The organism is Oceanobacillus longus (genome assembly GCF_042650085.1).
Lineage (GTDB): Bacteria > Bacillota > Bacilli > Bacillales > Amphibacillaceae > Oceanobacillus > Oceanobacillus longus.
On record NZ_JBHSAO010000008.1, the window covers coordinates 68,459 to 90,318 of the forward strand.

The 21,860-nt window shown below is 38.1% G+C and carries 18 protein-coding genes and 1 riboswitch; of the genes, 6 read left to right on the forward strand and 12 right to left on the reverse strand.

From position 1 onward, the window contains the following. Window positions 1–12 precede the first annotated feature (12 nt). The 5 genes from cobA to ACFOUV_RS11025 all read right to left on the reverse strand — a co-directional run bounded on the left by cobA (window position 13) and on the right by ACFOUV_RS11025 (window position 7,281). Window positions 13–789, reverse strand: a complete 777-nt coding sequence (gene cobA, locus ACFOUV_RS11005; protein ID WP_379496821.1) for a uroporphyrinogen-III C-methyltransferase — start codon at window positions 787–789, stop codon at window positions 13–15. 29 nt (window positions 790–818) lie between these two features. Continuing rightward, window positions 819–2,546: an assimilatory sulfite reductase (NADPH) hemoprotein subunit gene (gene cysI, locus ACFOUV_RS11010; RefSeq protein WP_379496822.1), complete on the reverse strand. Its 1,728-nt coding sequence runs from the start codon at window positions 2,544–2,546 to the stop codon at window positions 819–821. A gap of 34 nt (window positions 2,547–2,580) precedes the next feature. Beyond that, window positions 2,581–4,416 carry an assimilatory sulfite reductase (NADPH) flavoprotein subunit gene (locus ACFOUV_RS11015; RefSeq protein WP_379496823.1) on the reverse strand — a complete coding sequence of 612 codons (1,836 nt, stop codon included), beginning with the start codon at window positions 4,414–4,416 and terminating at the stop codon, window positions 2,581–2,583. Between the two features lie 145 nt (window positions 4,417–4,561). Continuing rightward, window positions 4,562–5,281, reverse strand: coding sequence for a phosphoadenylyl-sulfate reductase (locus ACFOUV_RS11020; protein ID WP_379496824.1), 720 nt, complete (start codon window positions 5,279–5,281; stop codon window positions 4,562–4,564). Window positions 5,282–5,385: 104 nt separating this feature from the next. After that, window positions 5,386–5,489, reverse strand: a riboswitch (SAM riboswitch). A gap of 181 nt (window positions 5,490–5,670) precedes the next feature. After that, on the reverse strand, window positions 5,671–7,281 hold the full coding sequence (locus ACFOUV_RS11025) for a M20/M25/M40 family metallo-hydrolase (protein ID WP_379496825.1): 1,611 nt from the start codon (window positions 7,279–7,281) through the stop codon (window positions 5,671–5,673). A 241-nt stretch (window positions 7,282–7,522) separates the two neighbouring features. On the opposite strand from ACFOUV_RS11025, the gene ACFOUV_RS11030 reads away from it, so the two are divergent. After that, entirely contained in the window at window positions 7,523–8,098 is a 576-nt protein-coding gene (locus ACFOUV_RS11030) for a sigma-70 family RNA polymerase sigma factor (RefSeq protein ID WP_379496826.1), read from the forward strand. Window positions 8,099–8,241: 143 nt separating this feature from the next. Here the strand turns inward: ACFOUV_RS11030 and ACFOUV_RS11035 are convergent, their stop codons facing one another. The 3 genes from ACFOUV_RS11035 to ACFOUV_RS11045 form a co-directional block, all read right to left on the reverse strand. Beyond that, on the reverse strand, window positions 8,242–9,042 hold the full coding sequence (locus tag ACFOUV_RS11035; protein WP_379496827.1) for a cytochrome c oxidase assembly protein: 801 nt from the start codon (window positions 9,040–9,042) through the stop codon (window positions 8,242–8,244). Then, on the reverse strand, window positions 9,032–9,541 hold the full coding sequence (locus ACFOUV_RS11040) for a DUF2243 domain-containing protein (RefSeq protein ID WP_379496828.1): 510 nt from the start codon (window positions 9,539–9,541) through the stop codon (window positions 9,032–9,034). The genes ACFOUV_RS11035 and ACFOUV_RS11040 overlap by 11 nt, the downstream gene beginning before the upstream one ends. A 146-nt stretch (window positions 9,542–9,687) precedes the next feature. Then, a complete protein-coding gene (locus ACFOUV_RS11045) occupies window positions 9,688–10,188 on the reverse strand; it encodes a hypothetical protein (RefSeq protein ID WP_379496829.1) in 501 nt (166 codons plus the stop codon). Between the two features lie 1,058 nt (window positions 10,189–11,246). Here ACFOUV_RS11045 and ACFOUV_RS11050 point away from each other — a divergent pair. Further along, window positions 11,247–12,167: an ABC transporter ATP-binding protein gene (locus tag ACFOUV_RS11050; protein WP_379496830.1), complete on the forward strand. Its 921-nt coding sequence runs from the start codon at window positions 11,247–11,249 to the stop codon at window positions 12,165–12,167. Beyond that, the gene (locus tag ACFOUV_RS11055; RefSeq protein WP_379496831.1) at window positions 12,160–13,113 is read left to right on the forward strand and encodes an ABC transporter permease; all 954 of its coding nucleotides are present in this window, start codon (window positions 12,160–12,162) and stop codon (window positions 13,111–13,113) included. The genes ACFOUV_RS11050 and ACFOUV_RS11055 overlap by 8 nt, the downstream gene beginning before the upstream one ends. 82 nt (window positions 13,114–13,195) lie before the next feature. Here ACFOUV_RS11055 and ACFOUV_RS11060 read toward each other — a convergent pair whose 3' ends face one another. Together ACFOUV_RS11060 and pruA are read right to left on the reverse strand one after the other, a co-directional pair. Continuing rightward, window positions 13,196–14,212: a proline dehydrogenase family protein gene (locus ACFOUV_RS11060; protein WP_379496832.1), complete on the reverse strand. Its 1,017-nt coding sequence runs from the start codon at window positions 14,210–14,212 to the stop codon at window positions 13,196–13,198. 119 nt (window positions 14,213–14,331) lie between these two features. Beyond that, on the reverse strand, window positions 14,332–15,879 hold the full coding sequence (gene pruA / locus ACFOUV_RS11065) for an L-glutamate gamma-semialdehyde dehydrogenase (protein WP_379496833.1): 1,548 nt from the start codon (window positions 15,877–15,879) through the stop codon (window positions 14,332–14,334). A gap of 278 nt (window positions 15,880–16,157) precedes the next feature. On the opposite strand from pruA, the gene ACFOUV_RS11070 reads away from it, so the two are divergent. Then, window positions 16,158–17,525 carry a sigma-54 interaction domain-containing protein gene (locus ACFOUV_RS11070; RefSeq protein WP_379496834.1) on the forward strand — a complete coding sequence of 456 codons (1,368 nt, stop codon included), beginning with the start codon at window positions 16,158–16,160 and terminating at the stop codon, window positions 17,523–17,525. Between the two features lie 39 nt (window positions 17,526–17,564). Here ACFOUV_RS11070 and ACFOUV_RS11075 read toward each other — a convergent pair whose 3' ends face one another. After that, on the reverse strand, window positions 17,565–18,314 hold the full coding sequence (locus ACFOUV_RS11075; protein WP_379496835.1) for a hypothetical protein: 750 nt from the start codon (window positions 18,312–18,314) through the stop codon (window positions 17,565–17,567). A gap of 254 nt (window positions 18,315–18,568) precedes the next feature. Here ACFOUV_RS11075 and ACFOUV_RS11080 point away from each other — a divergent pair, with 254 nt between their 5' ends. Together ACFOUV_RS11080 and ACFOUV_RS11085 are read left to right on the forward strand one after the other, a co-directional pair. Next, complete coding sequence (locus ACFOUV_RS11080) at window positions 18,569–19,114, forward strand: hypothetical protein (protein WP_379496836.1); 546 nt, start codon at window positions 18,569–18,571, stop codon at window positions 19,112–19,114. A gap of 54 nt (window positions 19,115–19,168) precedes the next feature. Continuing rightward, a complete protein-coding gene (locus tag ACFOUV_RS11085; protein WP_379496837.1) occupies window positions 19,169–20,698 on the forward strand; it encodes a flotillin family protein in 1,530 nt (509 codons plus the stop codon). A gap of 269 nt (window positions 20,699–20,967) precedes the next feature. Here the strand turns inward: ACFOUV_RS11085 and ACFOUV_RS11090 are convergent, their stop codons facing one another. Further along, window positions 20,968–21,828 carry a metallophosphoesterase gene (locus tag ACFOUV_RS11090; protein ID WP_379497251.1) on the reverse strand — a complete coding sequence of 287 codons (861 nt, stop codon included), beginning with the start codon at window positions 21,826–21,828 and terminating at the stop codon, window positions 20,968–20,970. Window positions 21,829–21,860 lie beyond the last annotated feature (32 nt).

Consider the following 21,860-nt stretch of genomic DNA (forward strand, 5'->3'; position numbering starts at 1 on the left):
TCTCCCTCCTATTCAACCTAAAATAGCCTCAGCAGTAAGCGCCTTTTCTATAGAATCCGTTTCAAACCATTTAATTTGATCTCTAAGCCGGACGACCTCACCGATAATAATCATAGACGGATTCTTGAATGTATGGGATTTATTTAAAATATTCGCCAATGTTCCAGTAACCGTTTGCTGGTTCTCTGTTGTCCCCCAATGAATCAAGGCTATTGGCGTATCTGGATGACGACCATATCGGATAAGTCTTTCGCAAATATTAGGAAGATTTTTTACTCCCATATAAATGCATAGCGTATCAGAGCCTTGTGCAAGATTTTCCCAGTACTTTTCATAAGACTCACCACTTTTACTAACTCCCGAGACAAAAGATACCGAAGAGCTATAATCCCGGTGAGTTAATGGAATGCCTGCATAAGCGGGAGCTGCAGAACCAGAAGTGATTCCCGGGACAATTTCATAGAAGATGCCGTTTTTCTTGAGTAATTCAGCTTCCTCTCCACCTCTACCAAAAATAAATGGGTCTCCGCCTTTTAATCGTGTAACCACTTTCCCTTGGTTCGCATATTTACAGAGCAAATAATTTATCTCGTCTTGCGTAAGCGAATGATGATTGGGACTTTTTCCACAATAAATCAATTCTGCTTTATCTGAAGCATGACTCAGTAACGATTCATTAACTAAACGGTCATATAAAATAACATCTGCTTTCTGAATCGTTTTCAACCCTTTAACAGTAATCAAGTCTGGATCACCGGGACCAGCACCTACTAAATAGACCTTTCCCATTCTTTCACTTCCTCTCTGTAGTCCCAACTTTAACTTTTGGCACTATTTGTTGTATGAAAATCCAGTCCTGAAAGTACTTCTTCAACATACCCGGCACGAACTACAAAATCACCGAAATGTTCTCCATGCTGCCGCTCCTTCGCATACTGCAAAAAGATGGGACGGAGGGCATTCAAAATCTCTTCTTCTCCGATATTTTCAAGGTAGAGTTTGTTCAAACGACTTCCATTGAATGCACCACCAAGGTACATATTGTATTTACCTGGGGCTTTTCCAATAAAGGCAATTTCAGCCAAAGCTGGACGGGAACACCCATTAGGACAACCGGACATGCGGATGACAATCTCTTCTTCACTTAGCCCAGCCTCATCAAGGATGACATCCATCTTATCCAACAGAGCAGGAAGATACCGTTCAGATTCTGCCATGGCTAGCCCACAAGTCGGAAAAGCAACACATGCCATGGAGTTTCTTCTCAATCCAGAATAATGCTTTCCTTCTGTAAGCTTATATTTCTCAACCAATTCGTTGATCTGTTTCTTATTTTTACTCGTAACATTTGCGATAATCAAATTCTGATTCGGGGTCAGTCGAAAATCTCCCTTATGTACCTTAGCAATCTCACGTAAACCAGTGCGAAGGGGATAGTCTTCAAAGTCTTTAATTCGACCGTTTTGAATGAAGAGAGTCAAATGCCACTTGCCTTCTCCTTTCACCCAACCGTAACGATCACCGTTCGACTCAAAGTGATACGAACGGGGCTTATCAAGATCCCATTCTAATCTTTCATTCAGTTCATCTTTGAACCAATCAATCCCTCTAGCATCTATCGTATATTTGAAACGCGCATTCTTTCTGTTGGAACGGTTACCAAAGTCTCGCTGAATGGTAACAACCTTTTCTGCTACCTCAGCTATTTTTTCCGGTGTACAGAACCCAATCACACGGGAAACTTGTGGATATGTTTTTGTATCACCATGTGTCATTCCCATGCCACCGCCAACAGCTACATTAAACCCTTTTAGTTTTTCATCTTCCAGGATCGCTATAAACCCTAGATCCTGTGAAAAAATATCTACGTCATTGGATGGTGGAACCGCGATACCGATTTTAAATTTACGTGGTAAATAGGTATCTCCATAAATGGGTTCATTTTCTTCACGGCTATCGATAACTTTTTTATCATCCAGCCAGATTTCATGATATGCATTCGTCTCAGGTAATAAGTGATCACTTAGTTTCTTGGAACATTCATAGACCTCAGCATGAACCTCAGATTGCTCAGGGTTAACATTACACATTACATTCCTGTTAATATCACCACACGCCGCAATCGTCGTCATCAAAGCCTCGTTCATTTCCTGCATGGTTTTCTTGAGATTCCATTTCAATATTCCGTGCATTTGAAACGTCTGTCTAGTAGTGAGTCGCAATGATTCATTTCCATATTTATCTGCAAGGTCATCCATGGTCAGCCACTGTTCCGGTGTCGATACGCCACCTGGCAAACGCACACGAATCATGAATTGGTAAGCAGGTTCAAGCTTCTTACGTCGCCGCTCATCCCTTTCGTCTCGATCATCCTGTTGGTAACTTCCATGAAACTTTAATAGCTTATTATCGGATTCCGAGATAGCTCCTGTAATTCTGTCCTCGAGCCCCTCTGCAATTGTTCCACGTAAATAATTGCTGTCCTTCTTAATGTGTTCCGTTTCATCTAGCGGTCCAACTTGCTCTGGAATTTTATTTTTACTCATGCCTTTATTCTCCTTTCCGTATACCTTCTTATCGTTAATATACGTCACGTTGATAGCGTTTCTGTTTGCGCATTTCACCCAAGTATGCTTCTGCTTCTTCATGGCTGAAGCCACCCTCTTGTTCGAGAATTGCAGTTAGTGTAGCATGAACATCAGTTGCCATATGTTTTTCATCACCACATACATAGACATGTGCCCCTTCATTCAGCCATTGATAAACTTCCTTGCTCTTTTCAAGCATCCGGTGCTGAACATATACCTTCTCAGCTGTATCACGGGAGAAAGCCACATCCATTTTCGTAAGTACACCTTCATTGAGCCAGTTCTGCCATTCTGTCTGATATAGAAAGTCAGTTTCAAAGTGCTGGTCACCGAAAAATAACCATGTTTTCACCTTAATATCTTCCTCTTCTAATTCTTCTAAGTAAGATCGATATGGAGCCACACCAGTACCAGGTCCAATCATGATTACAGGTGTTTCTGTATCAAAAGGAAATTTAAAATTAGGGTTAGGGTGGACATACACTGGCATAAGTTCTCCTGGTTCAATACGTTCAGCAATCTGTTCCGTGCATACACCAGCCCGATCACGTCCATGTGCATGATATCTTACTGTTCCTATTGTTAGTTGCACCTCATCTGGGTTTGCTTTATAACTACTCGCTATCGAATAGAGTCGAGCTGGAATCTTTCTCAGAATCTGAATAAATTCACTAGGTGCAATGGATTTTGGTGGATAGTCCTTTACCAAATCGAGCAAATCTCTTCCATCGATATAAACCTTTCGCGCTTCTTCCTGTCCTGGTTGTACAAGTACATGTAACGCTTCATTATCGAATAGCACTGCCGCTTGCTCCAGTAATGGCTTCGTAAGTCTAGTAATCTCGAAATTAGAAAGCAATGCTTCTCTTAACGAACGGATTTCTCCCTGTTTATTCACTTGAACGGTCTCATCCGGATTCCATTTCATTTCCTTAATTAATTGGTCTACAAGTTCAGGATTATTTTGCGGTAATATTCCAAGGCTGTCCCCAGGTTCAAATACCAGATTCGATCCTTCAAGAGATAACTCAAGATGACGATTTTCTTTGTTTGATCCTCGCCCACTCAAATTTAAATTATCTAAGATTTCAGCCATATATGGGTTGGTCCTTGTATAAACCTGTCGTTCCTCCAAAATAGTTCCAGCTGCTTCCTGTACTGCAAGGGAGGATTCACTTTCTTGTGCTTCATTTAATACTCCTAAGACTCCCTCTATCCATTCTTCTGCAGGTTCATCAAAATCCAAGTCACAATCGACTCTTGGATACAGTCTTTCTCCTCCAAGTTCCTCTAGACGCTTATCGAAATCCTTGCCAGTCTGACAAAAAAATTCATAGGACTGGTCTCCGAGAGATAATACGGAAAAGCGAACGTCTGTAAGTTTAGGTGCCTTTCTGCTATGAAGAAATTCATAAAAAGAAATCGCATTATCTGGTGGTTCCCCTTCTCCATGGGTGGCAGATATAATCAGTAAATCTTCAACCTTTTTTAGATCCTTTGTTTTAAAATCATCTAATGCAGCTATTTTTACCTTTAAATTTTTCCCTTCTAACTTACCGATTGCTTCTTCGGCAAGTCTTTGGCCAGTACCTGTTTCAGATCCATAAAGCACCGTCACTTCCCTGGAAGCAATCTGAACAGCAGGTGGAGCTGCTACGGCAATACCGTTGGTAGCAGTCTCCCCATTTGGAATAGATTCCGTTACCTGTATAGCTGCAAGATATCCACCAAGCCAATTTCTTTGTGCTTCCGTTAACGTTGGTAAAAGGACATTAAGATTTTCTGTTTGCTCTTGACTAAAAGGACTATTCATTACATTTAACTGCAAAGCTCTTCACCCCACATAATTTCATTTTTCCCATCCTAACTGTATGTCTATTAATTTAGGCATAAAGTATTGTATCCAAAGTTGTTTACTTGGTTTAAACTTTAAAAATTTTTCTTCTAAAAAGTGAATCTAATTAGAAGGATTTTCAGCTTGTATGAAGGCCACACTCCGTTTTATTGAATCCTGACCATCTTCCTGCACGTGAATCCGTAGAATCCGTTACTTTCGATGTACATGGGATACAACCAATACTCGGGTAACCCTGATCGTGCAATTCATTATATGGCAGGTTATTTTCCTTGATATAATCCCATACGTCATCCCAGGTCCAATGAATTAACGGGCAAACTTTGATCGACTTAAATTTTTCATCTTTATTAACAAAATCAGTTTTACTCCTTGATAGCGATTGTTCTCTTCGTAATCCAGAAATCCAAGCAGGTGCCCCACTTAGCGCTTCTTCAAGAGGCTTTATTTTTCGAATGTAACAACATTGATCAGGTTGGCGTTTCCACAGTGCCGAACCATGCTGATTAGCCTGTTCTTCCAGTGTCAAATCAGGTTTTTTTAGTTGAATGCGCAGTTCAGGATACTTTTCCTTTGCTTTATCAATTAAGTCATATGTTTCCTGAAAATGAAGATCTGTATCCAAAAATACAATCTCAGCATTCTTTTGTACTTTGGAAATTAAATCAACTAATACTACTCCTTCCGCACCAAAACTGCAGGCATAAACAATAGCGTCACCGTATGTTTCGTATGCCCATTGGAGAATTTTTGAAGCACCTTTTGTTTGGTCTGTCGGAATCCAGTCTTTATACGGGTCACCAGTAAAATCACTGTACGTAACCGAATAGTTATTCATACTTCATTCCTCCATTTATCGGTTAAATAAAAATAAACCCTCATTCTATATTATAAGAAGAGGATTTGCTAACTTTGCCTTTTAATAGGCTAGCTTTTTTTCTCTTCTTATCTTTCAGGTAATTCACCTGAAGGAGTTGGCACAGTATTAAATCCAACCTGTTGCCGAGGTTTCATAGGGCCCTTCCCTCCACCTCTCTGGATAAGAAATATTAACACAAGTAATTTGATATGAATTATCTGTATTGTATCTTTTAAAAGCATGAAAGTCAACAGTTGTTTTGTAAAATATTAATTAATTATAAATATTTAACTAATATAGGTTATCATCTTTACAAATCTTTTTAATACGAATGCAAACTAAAAGAAATCCCCACTAGGGAATCTCTTTTAGTTTGCATTACTTATCATATGAATCAATTCTTCCATGATGATTGGATATTCTTCAAAGGCGTTTTTGATATTCAGACGCTCCGTTCGTTTATGTGCATCGTGTCCATACGGTCCGACGTTTATAACAGGTGCATTTAGCTTCTGCATTTCTTTGAATGGTAAAATATAGCTGTCACCCCAGACCGGTGTGTTTTCTTCAAAAGCATTCCAGCCTTCTGCAGTACCGGAATAACTTACATAGCTGAGGTCACATATTCCATTTAAGTAATGAATCCGTTTTATAGGCAAGTTGAATTTTTCTTGTGCAATTTTCTTTACAAACGAAGTACACGATTCGATTAGTTCATTACCAGTGGAGTTGACAGCCGGATAGTATGGCGGTGCCAGCAATACAATAATTGCAGGAGCAAGTTCCTGACATTGAATCATTAGTTTATCGGTAATGCGCAGCGATTTTTCTCGATCATCCCAAGCTTCATTGTAATGAATATCTGCTTTAACATCACTTACATATTCCTTACCCAGTTTATTGGTCGCATAGGTTACTAAATCTTTATAACGAATCACTTTTACTTTTCCAATTGGTTCAACATGATGCCTCTTGCAAATTTGTTCATACGCTTCATTACACTTTTCTGCAGCCGTTTCCGCTACCTTCTCAAACAAATCAAAGGCCTCTGACGCACTCCGCTTCATAAGAAATATATTATACAAGGCAGACGAACGGTATGGAGTCTGTGTAGAATAATGCAACCGCAAATCCGTTTGCTGCAAGGTTACAGGAAGTGGTGTCGTCTCCCCGAGAACGGTTTCCTCAAATAAATCATTCCACTCCATCTCTCTTGTCATGAAAGAAGAAATATAAGGGGAAGTCATCCCACTGAGTGGCTCACCTGCATGTGTTTCTTTTCCATAAAATAAAGAAGCAGCAAGTAATTTTCCAATGGAACCTGTGTACATATAATGGGATATATCGGTAGGATCCTGACGAAAAGTAGGTTCACTGTTTAAAAATATTTTGTATGTGAATTGATGTTTTTCCTGAAGTTTCTCCAGAATAGGAACAGCAAAACGCATTCCCGCTGAGTTTACTTCTTCGTCAGGTACGGTTAATAACAGTAGATTAATTGGCCATTTTTCCACACTTGCCTTTTCAATGAGACTCATATGCATCACAAGCCCCATCTTCATATCCATTGTGCCACGTCCAAAAAGAAATTCTCCCGATTCTAAATCTTTTCGTACTTCTTCTTGAAACTCATCCTGTCTCTCCAATAATACTTTCGTAAGTTCCTCTGGTTGAGTAGCCAAAGGTTCCAAAACGCCATATTCCTCTGTATTCACCGTATCAAAATGACTTATTAGACAAATTGTCTCTTTAGCCTCAGGATGTTTATAAAATGCTGTTAAAAATTTTCGTCTCAAATCAGCATCATGGGTGGAAAGATAATCCGGGAACTGCTGGAAATACTCCAAATTCTGAAGCTTGGCACGTAACTTCGCAGGAAATTGTCTCTCCCCTTCTGATAATGTCATACTTTTCCAGCTTACAATTTCATCCAACAAGATCCGAAGCTTGTCTGGGCGATCCCATCTTAATTCTGCCATATAAATATCCCCCTTTTACAGTTACCTCTCTAAGAAGTCGATATTTATTAATTATAACAATAAATATTCTGAATATAAATATATTTTTATGAAGAGCGGAATCTTCTAGTATCCGGAAAATAAACTTTTGTAAAAATTTTATATTTTTTTCACCCCCAAACGCCAACTTTTTTCGATTATTAATATAGAATAATCATTTATTCTCGAAATTTTAAAATATAGGAAAATGGAGATGATTTATATGAAGGATAATCAAAAATTTACGTTTGAAGAGGTTTTTACTCAAAATGAAAAAAGAATACACTATTATATCAATCGCCTTCAAATTCGTGATAATAATGAAGACTTCTATGAAGAAGGTCTTTTTGCGTTGTGGAAAGCCTATGAAACTTACGAGCCGGACAAAGGACCCATGGCAACTTATTTTAATTATTCAATCAAAAACCGATTAATCGATCGCATACGTAAAGAAAATAATGCGGTAGAAAAAATGGATCATTTTATACGTAATCAGCAATATCTTTATGATGATGGTAACTATGCACGTGGATTGGGATCCAATACTTCTATTAAAAGTTATAGGGAATTCTTTTCAGTCAATGATCAGTTGTGGGAGCGGTTAAAAAAGCATCTATCTGTGAATCAATGGAAATGGGTTAAATACTATATCATAGAAGATCTTTCTGTTAAGAAAATTGCTGTTCAAGAAAATACATCGACCGAAGCAGTTAAAAGTTGGGGAAAAGAAGTTAGAAAAAAATTAAGAGATAGGGCATTTCGGGAGAAGATTGGCTGGCATATTGTATCGGTAAACTGATTGAGGCAATTAAAGAAGAAGATATTCTAAATGTTCGAATGGAATTAGCAACTATTAAATCATATTTGAATGGGATATATTCGTTATAGCCCACTACAAAAAGGCTCTGAAAATGATTTTAGCAGGGCCTTTCAAGTAATTAGTCAATTGATATTCAACTTTTTATTTTCTACGAAGTAGGGCTGAGCTGCTTTATACCAATGCAGACAAAGAATAAAAATTAAGATGAGATCCACTGCATCACCGCCATAGTACATCAGCATTCCACCAAATTCCGCCTGTGAAACAGGTACTCCATTAGGTGGGTTTGCATAAATATACTTAGCCAGTATTCCGTGGGAAGCGAGTGAAAGCACCAATACAACTGAACGGTAAATAAAGCTGTAGCGATGAGTTATTGGGTCGATATAAATCATTGCAACCGTAAAAATATAACCTGCCAAAAATACATGGATATGTATCAAAATATATACAGCAAGGCTTTGATGCATTCGTATATACAGGTCGGTCGTATAAAGCACCCACAAACCACCCATATTTAAGATTGCTGCTATAATCGGATGACTCAAAAATCGAATTAGTAAGCTTTTCAATAAACCGGTAACCTTCTTTGCTGCAATAACTGGTATCGTTCGCAGTAAAAGTGTCATCGGTGCTGCAAGAGCCAGAAAGAGCGGTCCTACCATCCCAAGTAATAGATGAACCAGCATGTGGATCCTAAAGTCTGTATGTGCTAATTGTGCTATAGGCCCTATAATTGCAAGAGCAGTGCAAAAAATTCCCAGAACCCAGAAAATATATCTATGTAATGGCCACCACCTGAGTCTGGTCCTCCTACTAGTTATTATTCCTGCAACAATATATATGCCTAAAAGAAGTAGGAAACAAAATGCAATTACGTATTCTAAAGGAAGACTAAACCCTTGATACATATCATGATTCATTTGTTTTTCTTCCTTTCGCAACCCTTCCTGTTCTTACAATAAAAAAAGTACCAAATACGATCATAATAGCTGCAATGACATTCCATACGATGTCATATATAATAACGTGATCGACATAACGAATCTGATGAAGACGCATAATCTTATGCTGTATGATACCATCATACAACTGAAAAGCACCTGATCCAAGTAGCATTCCGCCCCACCATCGCTTTAACCATAATGCATTGCGTCGTCTTAGATCTGCCACCATAAATAATCCTCCAACTGTTGCAAACCAGCTGAATGCATGAAATAGTCCATCGGAAATCAGCCCGATTTCGGTGGTTGATTTATCATAGAAATGATGCCATTGCAATAATTGATGAAATATAAATTCATCAATAAAAGCAACAAGCCCAATTCCAAAGAGAAAACCCGACCATAAATTGTGGGCTAGGAAATTAATACGATATGAATTATCTGTCATATATAATGATTTGTCCCTTGTAGTAGTCATCTTACCTCACCTAATTATTCGTAGTTTCATTTAATACTATTTTACCCATTGTTTTTATAGTTAAACCCGCCGTATAAGAGCCCACTAAATAAAAAAATGCTCATAAACCTGTACAGGCTTATGAGCATTTTTAAACAAATAGATATTTAGTTAATAGGAGTCTTTGTAATGGTATGATCTGTTGTTGATCCTGTCTTATTACCGGATGATGTGTTTGACTTTACATCGTCTTTTGCGGACAGTAATTCATCTTTTGCATCTACTGCTTTATCTTTCACATCCATTAAGTCCCCTTGGGCATCTTTCACAGAGGACATGACTTCTTTCGATTCATCCGCTACATTTTTTGATGTCTCTTTGATATCTTTTACTTGCGTATCCAATATGGCCTGGATTTTGTTAATTGCTTCTTTGGAAATATCGGTTGCATTTTGAACTCGGGTAATAAGTGCTTCTCTTGTACCGTTTGGATCTTCTTTAATTGTTGTAGCATACTTGCCAACGGAATCTTTCATTGTTTTGGAAGTATCCTTTACTTTCGTACGCGCATTGCTATTAAGAAGAACGAGTGAAGAAGCTCCTGCAACCACTCCTGCAACGATTAATCCTGTTTTGGCTTTCTTTTGTTTTTCTACTGTTGTATTCAATGAAAAAACTCCTCTCAATAATATAATTGTTTTGTTTGTTAATGTTTAATTTCCCGTTATGAAGTAAAATAAACATAAAATTAAAAAGAGCTGACGTATTCCTATCAGCTCACATAACAACTATTTAATTCCCCACACAGCAGCTCTTGACTGCGTACATTACATCATATGTTCTGGAACCACTATTTGAGCAGGCTACTTATGTAATACCTGTAAAAAGAAAATATGCTACTCACACCTAGAATGTCTCTACTAATATCCTTGTTAACCTTGGTAAAACAAGGATATTTACGTAATATTTATTGCTTTTTAATCATAGCGGAGTTGAGATAAAATGCGAACTAACCTCTACCTTTATTAGATCCTATCCACAAAGCGACGTAACTTCTGGGTGGTATTCTAAGATGTGTGCTATTGCTGTCGTCCGGAATCGCTACGGGCGGATGCGCATCCTTAGGGCACGGCCTCAGCCCCGAAGAGAAAACCGCTCTTCTGGTCTTCGGACACGTGCTGGGACTGCGATTACTCGCCCCACCGAAAACATTTGTTCCCGCAGGAGTCACCGCCCTTCGCTCATCCGGACTGGTGAAGCTGTAGGAGGTTATTTTATCTATTAGCAAGTGTAGTCATTGTCAGCAACCTTCCAGCTCTGGGAAATATACGAAGACTCCAGCGGGAGGAAAGGCATAGGTGAGACTCTGAAATGCGTTAGCATGAAGAGGCTCACCAGCCGCCCGCGGAAAGCGAAGTATATTTCCCAGAGCGGTCGCCGAAGTTTCTACATACTGATAGAAAACCAGCAGTTACTTCGGAGTTTATAGAAATTCCGACATAAGAAAAGTAACTACATTAATGAAAAGAGCCTTGAATGGAATGCTTAGTGTAAATAGTTATCCAGCGGCAACTTGAGCAGTGTGTCTCCAGCCCTCCTTATTCAACCAAGACTTATTTGTCCACTTTACTCTGCAAAAGTTTGAGTAATTAATTTAAAAATATGAAACATTTTGTAGTTCAAGTCCGTATGAACGGACAGAGTCTTAAGAATGGAGGTAATTTACATGTCAGAAATAGCAATGGAATTGATGGATGTAAAAAAAAAGATTGGCAAAAAGGAAATTATCAAAGGGCTGTCTTTCACCATCAACAAAGGAGAAGTATTTGGTTTAATCGGTCCAAATGGTGCAGGTAAAACAACCACAATAAGGATGATGGTTGGATTGATGCAACTCTCTGATGGCGATGTTCAAATACTTGGTAAAAGTATTAAAACGAACTATAAAGAAGCAGTTCGGGAAGTCGGTGCAATTGTTGAGAATCCCGAAATGTACCCGTTCATGACAGGAGCACAGAATTTAGCTCATTATGTACGCATGATACCAGGAATAACAAAGGAACGTATCAACGAAGTAGTTGCCATTGTAGGTCTTGAAAAAGCAATGAAGGAAAAGGTTGGCAGATATTCTTTAGGAATGCGCCAGCGTCTTGGCATTGCCCAGGCCTTATTACATAATCCATCTGTATTAATTTTGGATGAACCAACAAACGGACTTGACCCAGCAGGTATCAGAGAAATCCGAATGTACATTCGCAGGCTGGCAATAGAAGAAAATGTGGCGATTATCATATCCAGCCATTTATTATCTGAAATAGAACTGATGTGTGACCGAATTGGAGTTATTAAAAACGGCGAGCTAGTTGCGATTCAGCAAGTTAATGATAAGTCTGAGAAAGATAACTTAAAGCAGGTACAAATCGAAGTAACGCCAGTTGATCAAGCTATTGCACTATTAAAGACACACCATGAAATTGATGCAGTCCAGGATGATAAACAGTTGACCTTCCAAAGTGAAAAAGAGAAAATTCCTGAACTGATCCAAACGTTAGTAAAAAATGATGTTGCAGTATACCAAGTAGGGGTAACCAAGTCTACACTGGAAGATAAATTTTTTGATTTGATTGGAGAGAATACGATTGAGTAATTTTTTTAACCTTGTTTATAATGAACTGACTAAAATTTATATTCAAAAATCAACATGGTTCATGTACATTATCCTTGCTATAATCATTTTAGGACTTGGTATCATAGCTAACATCTATGGAGAATTCGAAGAAGCATATGAACAGGAAAATTGGCGGGAAGCATTACAAGAAGAAAATGAAGTATTAACAAAAGAAATGGAAGAAGAAGAATTTCTGCAAGGTATTAACTCCAGTTTCATTGAAACTAATAATTATTACTTGGAAAATGATATTCAACCTGCAGGCTATGGTGCATGGCAGTATGTAATGGAAAATGAGATGCTATTATCCATCGTTAGTCTACTTACGATTATTGTCGCTGCTGGTATTGTAGCAAACGAATTTAGATGGGGAACCATCAAACTTTTACTTATTCGTCCCATTTCCCGGACAAAAATATTAGCTTCAAAGTATGTAGCAGTTCTATGTTTCTCTTTATTTACCCTTTTATTCGTATTGCTCTTTTCATGGATTGTTGGTGCCATTTTCTTTGGTGTCGAAGGTTTAAATCCGTATATCGTACTGGAAAAGAGTACTGGTTTGGAATACGTATCGGTAATTGGTGAAATTGTTTCTGGATATGGATTTCAGCTCGTTACCCTTGTCATGATGGCTACATTCGCATTTATGATCTCCTCTGTATTCCGAAACAGTGCACTCGCAATCGGAACAGCTATTTTCCTAATGTTGGTCGGAAATCAAATCGTTTTCTTTTTCATGGAGCGGTCATGGGCAAAATATATCCTTTTTGCAAACACAAATTTGAACCAATATACAAGTGGAAATACACCATTAATTGAAGAAATGACATTGGGCTTTTCCGTTACCGTTTTAATTGTTTACTATGCTGTATTTTTACTGCTTTCCTGGTTATTTTTTACAAAGAGAGACGTAGCGGGCCAATAAAATCTCTCATTATAAATTTAAAAGCGACTTCTGCTTCCACAGGTGTCGCTTTATTTTTTTGTCAAGTGAACAATCACACTGGTCAGCTTATTACTTTGTCCTTTTTATTACGCTTTTTCTTCCATACTAATACAGAAGTAACTGCAAGTGTTCCCAGAATAATCGGTTCCTTTTTAATTTTGTTATTTTTACCATAGATAATATCTTTAACAACGAGATTCATATTTTGCGGACGTTCTGCTAGCCGGCGCATGAAGTAACCGAACCAGTCGTCACCAAAAGGGATATAGGTACAGAAGTTATAGCCTTCTTCTGCCAGTTCATCGTGCATTTCTGTCCGAAAACCATAGAGCATTTGGAATTCAAACTTATCTTTGCTGATATTATTCTTCTTTACAAAGCCTTTTAGTTCCTCAATGATATTGTGATCATGAGTAGCAATGGAAGTGAAAGCATCTCCAAGCAATCGATTTTTAGCTAGTTTGATAAAATTCCGATCAATCTCTTCTTTGGAATAGAAAGCCACCTCATCACTTTCTTTATATGCACCTTTTACGAGACGCAGTCTGACATCTCTAAGTTGTTTAAGATCCTTTTCAGCTCGATAAAGGTAGGACTGGATTACGGTTCCCACATTTTTGTATTCATTACGTAGATTTTTTAAAATTTCTAGCGTCTTCGAATAATGAATATATTTTTCCATGTCAATATTGATAAATATATTATAAGCATCCGCAGTATCCAAAATCTCTTTCATATTACCAATACAAAACTCCTGATCAATATCCAAACCAAGCTGCGTCAACTTCACGGATACATGACAATCCAAATTATATTCGTTAATTTTTTCTAAAATTCGAATGATCTCTGTTTTTGCCAAGCTTGCTTCCGATTTATCGGATACGAATTCCCCAAGATTATCGAGTGTCCCACTAATTCCCCTGCTGTTAAGCTCTTTGAGCGTATCAATCACACTTTCCATAGTTGTACCGGCAACGAACTTTTCAGCACCAAGACGGAATCCCCATTTTTTTGCATTTGCATTTAGTAATCTATTATTTGATAAACCGATAAAGAAATCTTTTGTTAGACTAGTCATGTCAGTTTCTCCTTTAAAATGCGACTTATCTTACGCGTTATTAATCACATTTCTTAAATGAATAGCAATGAACTTTATGCGGCAAGCAATCTATACTCGCCGCATAAAATCAAATAAAATTAGAATGTTTCAGATACAACTTTAGCTTCCAGAAAATGTTGCAAATAATCCGGTCCTCCAGCTTTTGAATCTGTACCAGACATTTTGAAACCTCCAAAAGGCTGGTAACCAACAATAGCCGCTGTACACCCACGGTTGAAATATAGATTCCCTACATGGAATTCATGACGGGCACGATTTAAATGTTCACGATTATTGGAAATAACGGCACCTGTAAGACCATATTCTGTATTGTTGGCAATTTCCAATAGCTCATCAAAGTCCTCCGCTTTCGTAAACCCAACAACTGGTCCAAATATTTCTTCCTGCATAATTCTAGCTTTCGGATCGAGATCTTTGAAAATTGTAGGAGAAATAAAGAAACCTTTTGAATCATCGGCTTCCCCACCATATACAAGCTCTCCTTCTTTTTTACCAATCTCTATATAATCTTTAATTTTTTCAAATTGTTTTTGATTTACTACTGCACCCATATAGAAATTTTCTTCTGATGGGTTACCAACAGTTAACTCTTTTGTCAGTTCAATTGATTTTTCAAGTACTTCATCATATACATCTTTATGAATAACGGCTCTAGAGCAGGCAGAACATTTCTGACCGGAGAAGCCAAACGCAGAATTTACAATTGCATCTGCTGCCAAATCAAGATCTGCATCCCGATCCACAATAATGGTATCTTTTCCACCCATTTCAGCAACAACGCGCTTCAGGAACTGCTGACCTTCTTGGACTTTTGCAGCTCTTTCAATAATCCGTGTACCTGTTGCACGTGAACCAGTAAAATTGATGAAATGTGTTTCCTTATGATCAACAAGATAATCTCCAATTTCTGCTGGGTCACCAGGGACAAAGTTAAGGACACCTTTTGGTAAACCTGCTTCCTCCAGTACCTCAACCAATTTATATGCAATCACCGGTGTATTTTCAGATGGCTTCAATAGTACTGGATTACCAGCTACGATTGGTGCAGCTACCGTACCAGCTACGATTGCAAATGCAAAGTTCCATGGTGGAATGGTTACACCAGGCCCCATAGGTTGATAAAAATAGTCATTATGTTCAGCTTCATGGTCAACCAATTTTTTCCCCTGTCCAAGTTCAATCATTTGGCGTGCATAATATTCAAGAAAATCAATACCTTCTGCTGTGTCACCATCAGCCTGGTTCCAAGGTTTTCCAGCGTCATAAACAAGCCATGCGGAAAATTCATGTTTACGACGACGAATCATACCTGCTGCACGATACAAAACATCCGCACGTTCTTTCGGAGTCCATTTTTTCCATGTTTTAAAAGCCTCAATTGCTGATTCAAATGCTTGATCAACGTGTTCCTTCGTTGCTTTAGAAACTTTCCCAACAACTTGCTCTTTATTGGAAGGGCTTACAGAAATAAGTTTATCATCAGTAAAAATTTTCTCCCCATTGATCACCAATGGATATTCCTTGCCTAGATCTCCCTTAACGAGTTCCAATGCTGCTTCAAATTCTTTACGGTTCCTATCATCATTAAAATCTGTAAATGGTTCATGCTTAAATGGCAATACCAATATAAAAACCTCCTTGATTTTCGTAGTTTGTGATAAAGCGTTTACTATTTTTATAAACCCTTCACTATAATATAAGCAAAAATCATGCCAACTTTCTGGATAATTATAGAGAAGTAGTCTATAAGGATTATCTACCCTGTAAAATAAATTTTAACCAAAATCATCGTAGAAAAAATGGAGTGAACAATCTGATAATATATGTAAGCTTTATTTACAATATTGTAAAAAAACTATACAATTAGATAAGCAAGAGTTTTACACTTTGTGAGGTGAATCGAATGCTTAATAGCCTTTATTATTTAGAAGCTCTACTAGATGCAGAAGATGATGCAATTACGATAGTAGATAGTAATATGGAAGTTGTCTTTTGGAATGATGCAGCAGTTCAGACGTATAATATCGACCGATCAGCTATTATTCATAAACCAATCAATGAATTTTTTCATAACGATGATTTAATGGTTTTCAAGGTTCTCGATACAAGACAGTCTGTTAAAAACGCTTATCACCGCCCTCGTAAAGACAAGCATGTTGTAGTTAACGCAGTTCCAATTATGGATCATGAAGGTCAGTTAATTGGTGCCTTATCTGTAGAACGTGATATTACACAAATTGTAAAACTAAACGATAATCTGGAAACTACATCCGCTGAGTTAGATGAGTTAAGACAAAAAGTCTACACAAATACAGATGAGACCCCTTTTTCCAAATTAGTTGGAAATAGTCTTCCGTTAAACCAAACGGTCCGAATTGCACGTAAAGCTGCAAAATCAGATGCCACAACCTTAATACTTGGCGAAAGCGGCACAGGAAAGGAAGTATGTGCTCGGGCCATTCATGAAACGAGCGACCGTAGTACCGGGCCATTTATACCAGTTAACTGTGGAGCTATACCGAGTGCCTTATTTGAAAGTGAGCTTTTTGGCTATGAAGGTGGGTCATTCACCGGTGCAGAGAGGAAAGGAAAAGCTGGGAAAATTGAAATGGCCGATGGCGGCACCCTTTTTTTGGACGAAGTTGGCGAACTACCACTGGAGATGCAGGTGAAGTTACTGCGTGTACTTCAGGAAAATAGTGTTTACCGAATTGGTGACTCCAAAGGAAAGACCATCAATGTGCGTTTTATCGCAGCTACTAACCAAAACCTTGAACAACTTATGGAAGAAAAGAGATTCAGATCGGATTTATTTTATCGGTTAAATGTAATACAACTGACAATGCCACCTCTCCGAGACAGAATTGACGATATAAATGAACTATCAGAAATGTTTCTAAAGCAGTTTGCTTCCAAGTACCAAGTTCCTATTCCAGAAATTGAATCGGATGCATTTAACATGCTTCTCCAATATAATTGGCCAGGAAATATTCGGGAACTGCGCAATCTAATGGAGCGCATCATCATCCTCACCGAAGAGGCGAAGATTACGAAAGATGATCTATTAAGTTATCTACCTAGTACTTCTTCCATCTGGAAAAATTCAGAAACCGAAGAAAGCAATACCATTCCTCAGGAAAAGAAAAATTTAGAAATACAGCTAATTGAGAAAACTTTGCAAGAAACAAACGGGAATAAGTCGGACGCCGCTAAAAGATTGGGAATATCCAGGGTGACGCTTTACAATAAAATGAAGAAATACGGAATTTGAGAATAAAGAGAGCTGAATGAAGCTCTTTTTATTTAATTATTATTTTGGATAAGGTGGTACATCCCCTCCATTCCCAGCCGCTGACAAGCTCCCTCGTTCCACTTCGTACGAAAGATACCAGGTTCCTGTCTCTTCTCCTTTTTCCCAGCTTTCCGTAAAAACGATTAGATACTTTTCTTTTGCAATTTCTTCTGCACTCGTTTCTCTTATCACTTGATAACCGTTGACAACGCCCTGCCATTTTCCAATCTCTTTTGGAAAGGAATCGGTTGCAGTCCCTTCCCCCTCTGTAGCAAATTCAACCGCATCTCGGGCAGTAAATGGTGATTCTTGTGGCGAAATTGTTTCTAAGAACATCCAAGGGATCACATATAATAGAACAAGCGAAACAGTAACCGTAACAATTGACTTCTCTTTAAATTGATTCTTATATAATATCCTGTCTACTGCTCCATACAATAATGCTGCAAAAGCACCCACGAGCCCCATCATCCAACTTAACGTAAATAATCCAAACAGCATACCAAAAAAGCCATGTATACCGATGTAGAGACTTGTTGACTGTTTAAACCATTTTAAGTGAACATATTCCAAGACACCTGAAATGAATCCACCATATATAAGAATGATCACACCGGAATACATTATGTATACGACAGACCACCCCAGCAACTCATTTCCCATATGATAACTTTGCTCAAACCGTGTCACACCAATAAAGCTTAAAATGAAGGAAATAACTAATGTTGAAACAACTGTAGAAATCAATTTTCTGTAAATAAATTCCATAAACACACCCTATTTCAAACATAATATTTTAAAAGTAGTTGATATCAGGGAAAATTTCGAATATATTTAATATGTATGATTTTTTACCTATTTGCAACACTTAATTACTTTCAGATGTTTCATACCAATCATGAACACTTCGACAAAATAATTCACTAATAATTTGAATTACCATCATTTTATGAAACTTTTTACATAGGTCCCTCGTATATAAGTTATAAGGCCCTTCAAAAACATGTAAAGGATGGATGCATATGACAATTTTCGGATATCCAGTGGAGAGCCTTTATTTAATTATGCTTGTTATCTCTGGACTATTAACTGTTCTGTATATTTTTTTTGGTGATATCGCTGAAGGAATTGGCGGAGTTTTTAGCTTTCTGAATCCTGCTCTTATTCTAGCATTTATTACAATTTTCTCCGCATCCGGTTATGTGCTGGAATTCATTACTTCCTTTTCCAGTGTTACGATTATCTTTATTTCAATCTTGATCTCCTTTATTTTGGATGCTCTTTTGAATGTATTTGTCCTCATTCCGATGTCTTCTGCCGAGCAATCGCTTAGCTATACAGAGGAGTCATTAAAAGGTCGAGTAGGAAAAATTATTATTCCTGTCCCCAAAAACGGTTTTGGAGAAATCGTAATTGAAAGTAAAAGCGGTAGGATTTCAAAAACTGCTGCAAGCTATGAAAATCAAATAATCGAAGAGGGTCAACAAGTTTTGGTGATAGAGGTAGAGAATGGTGTATTATACGTCGTCGCTTATGAAAATGATTTGGATTATAAATACTCTGGTTAAACACTTATCAAATAATGAGTATTTTAATAAAAAAGTGAATAAGGGGGAAACAAAATGACAGCAATATGGATTGTTATTGGGATTGCAGTATTTTTATTAATTGCACTTATTGGTGTTTTTGTTACAAAATATCGTACTGCAGGTCCTGACGAAGCATTAATTGTTACTGGGAGCTATCTCGGTGGGAAAAATGTCCATGTGGATGAATCTGGAAATAAAATTAAAATAATTCGGGGTGGAGGTACATTCGTCCTACCGGTTTTCCAGCAGGCAGAACCATTAAGTTTACTATCTAGCAAGTTAGAGGTAACCACACCTGAAGTCTATACGGAGCAAGGTGTTCCAGTGATGGCCGATGGAACTGCAATCATTAAAATTGGTGGTTCTATTAGTGAAATTGCAACTGCTGCGGAACAATTTTTAGGAAAATCAAAAGCAGATCGTGAAAATGAAGCAAAAGAAGTACTCGAAGGTCATCTTCGTTCCATTCTTGGTTCAATGACTGTTGAAGAAATTTATAAGAATCGCGACAAATTTTCTCAGGAAGTACAACGTGTTGCTTCCCAGGATTTAGCTAAAATGGGACTTATCATCGTATCCTTCACCATTAAGGACGTAAAGGATAAGAACGGTTATCTGGATTCCTTAGGTAAACCAAGAATTGCCCAAGTAAAACGAGATGCTGACATCGCTACCGCTGAAGCTGATAAAGAAACACGAATTAAACGCGCTCAAGCGGCAAAAGAGGCACAAAAGTCAGAACTGGAACGCGCAACTGAAATTGCAGAAGCTGAAAAAGAAAATCAACTAAAAACAGCAGAATATCGTCGTGAACAGGATATCGCAAAGGCCCGTGCCGATCAGGCATACGACTATGAAACCGCTCGTGCCAAGCAACAAGTTACAGAACAGGAAATGCAAATTAAAATCATTGAACGTCAAAAACAAATTGAATTGGAAGAAAAAGAGATTCTTCGCCGTGAGAAACAATATGACTCAGAAGTTAAAAAGAAAGCAGATGCCGATCGTTATGCGGTGGAACAGGCCGCTGTTGCTGATAAAGCGAAACAATTTGCTGCTGCTGACGCGAACCAATACAGAATTGAAGCAGAAGCAAGAGCAGAAGCGGAACAAGTACGCGCTGCTGGTCTTGCCAAGGCAGATTCTACAAGAGCTCAAGGTGAATCCGAAGCAGAAATTATTCGCCTGACGGGTCTTGCCGAAGCAGAAGCAAAAGAAAAAATTGCTGAGGCATTTGACCAATTTGGGCAAGCAGCAATTCTGGACATGGTCATGAAGATGCTTCCTGAATATGCGAAAGAAGTGGCAAGTCCACTGGCAAATATCGACAAAATTACTGTTGTTGATACCGGAAGCAGTGGTACAGATGGTGGAGCCAACAAAGTGACCGGCTACGCAACCAATCTTATGTCCACCTTGCAGGAATCATTAAAAGCTTCCTCAGGGATTGATGTAAAAGAATTACTTAAAAACATAACAGGTAAAGATCAACTACCTAACGATTTTGACTCTAACCGTATAAAGTATGAAACGGAAAAAAATACAGAAGTGGAAAGCAAATAAGCATTTAAAAATGAAGGAACAACCCACTTAATGTGGATTGTTCCTTTTTAGTGCCTGTCACTCCCCGATTTTTGTCGAATTCTGTTTAGAGTAGTGGCAACCATACGAGTTGCGGCTAGTTCCGGCAACCAGGAGCTTACCAGACTTCCTGACACCTCCGTTCGATAAGTCAACATACAATCGCTTTCAGCTCTTGGTGTTTCCTTTATCTCCTTCGGCGCAGTCCAGTCTGTTAGCTCCTAACCGGTCGCCTCCACTTTTGGATATTGTCACTCCCCGATTTTTGTCGAATTTTCAGTTGATAATGTAACTGAAATAACTTCTGGCTGATTCAATAATCTTTGAGGAAAGAGACTGTTTCCCAGCCCTCTATTTACAATCAATGTAGAATTATCTTCATCATGTCTTCCCGATGTATACTCTGGAAGCAGTCCTTGACCTGGAGCAATCATTCCACCGATAAATGGAATCCTAAATTGACCACCATGTGCATGACCCGAGAATATTAAGTCAATATCAAACTCCTTATATAGCGAAAACAACTCTGGCCGATGTGACAAAAGGATTTTAAAACTATCTTTATTCACCAATCCTTCTAACGAATCCTCAATAGCCGCTTCTGCAATACTATATTCTGCATACGATTCATCAGCACCAGTGGATGGATCATCAATACCAATAAGATAGATCTCATCCCCACCCTTTTGAATTGCAATATGTGAGTTTCTCATTACATTTACGCCCATATCAATTAATTTATCCTCCAATGAGCTGATAAACTTTCCTGATCCCCATTCATGATTCCCAGTCACATAATATACAGGTGCGATTTCTACCATTTCCTTCATTAAATCAAGACTTGGCTTTTCATTGTATTTTCGCCGATCTATCAAATCCCCCGTTACTAGGATTATATCTGGATGTAATGCTTTTACCTTTTGAGTCAACCTACCTTGATTTTTACCAAAAGACTTATTATGTAAATCTGATAACTGAACGATTTTATAGCCATTGAAGCTTTGTGGAATTTTATTGGAACTGACAGTAAAATCCGTCACCGTTATAGCGTTATTTTGATTATACAAAAACCTTAATAACAAAATAATAAACAAGAATACAAATAAATACATTTTCTTTCTACTTCGTTTCACGTTACACATCC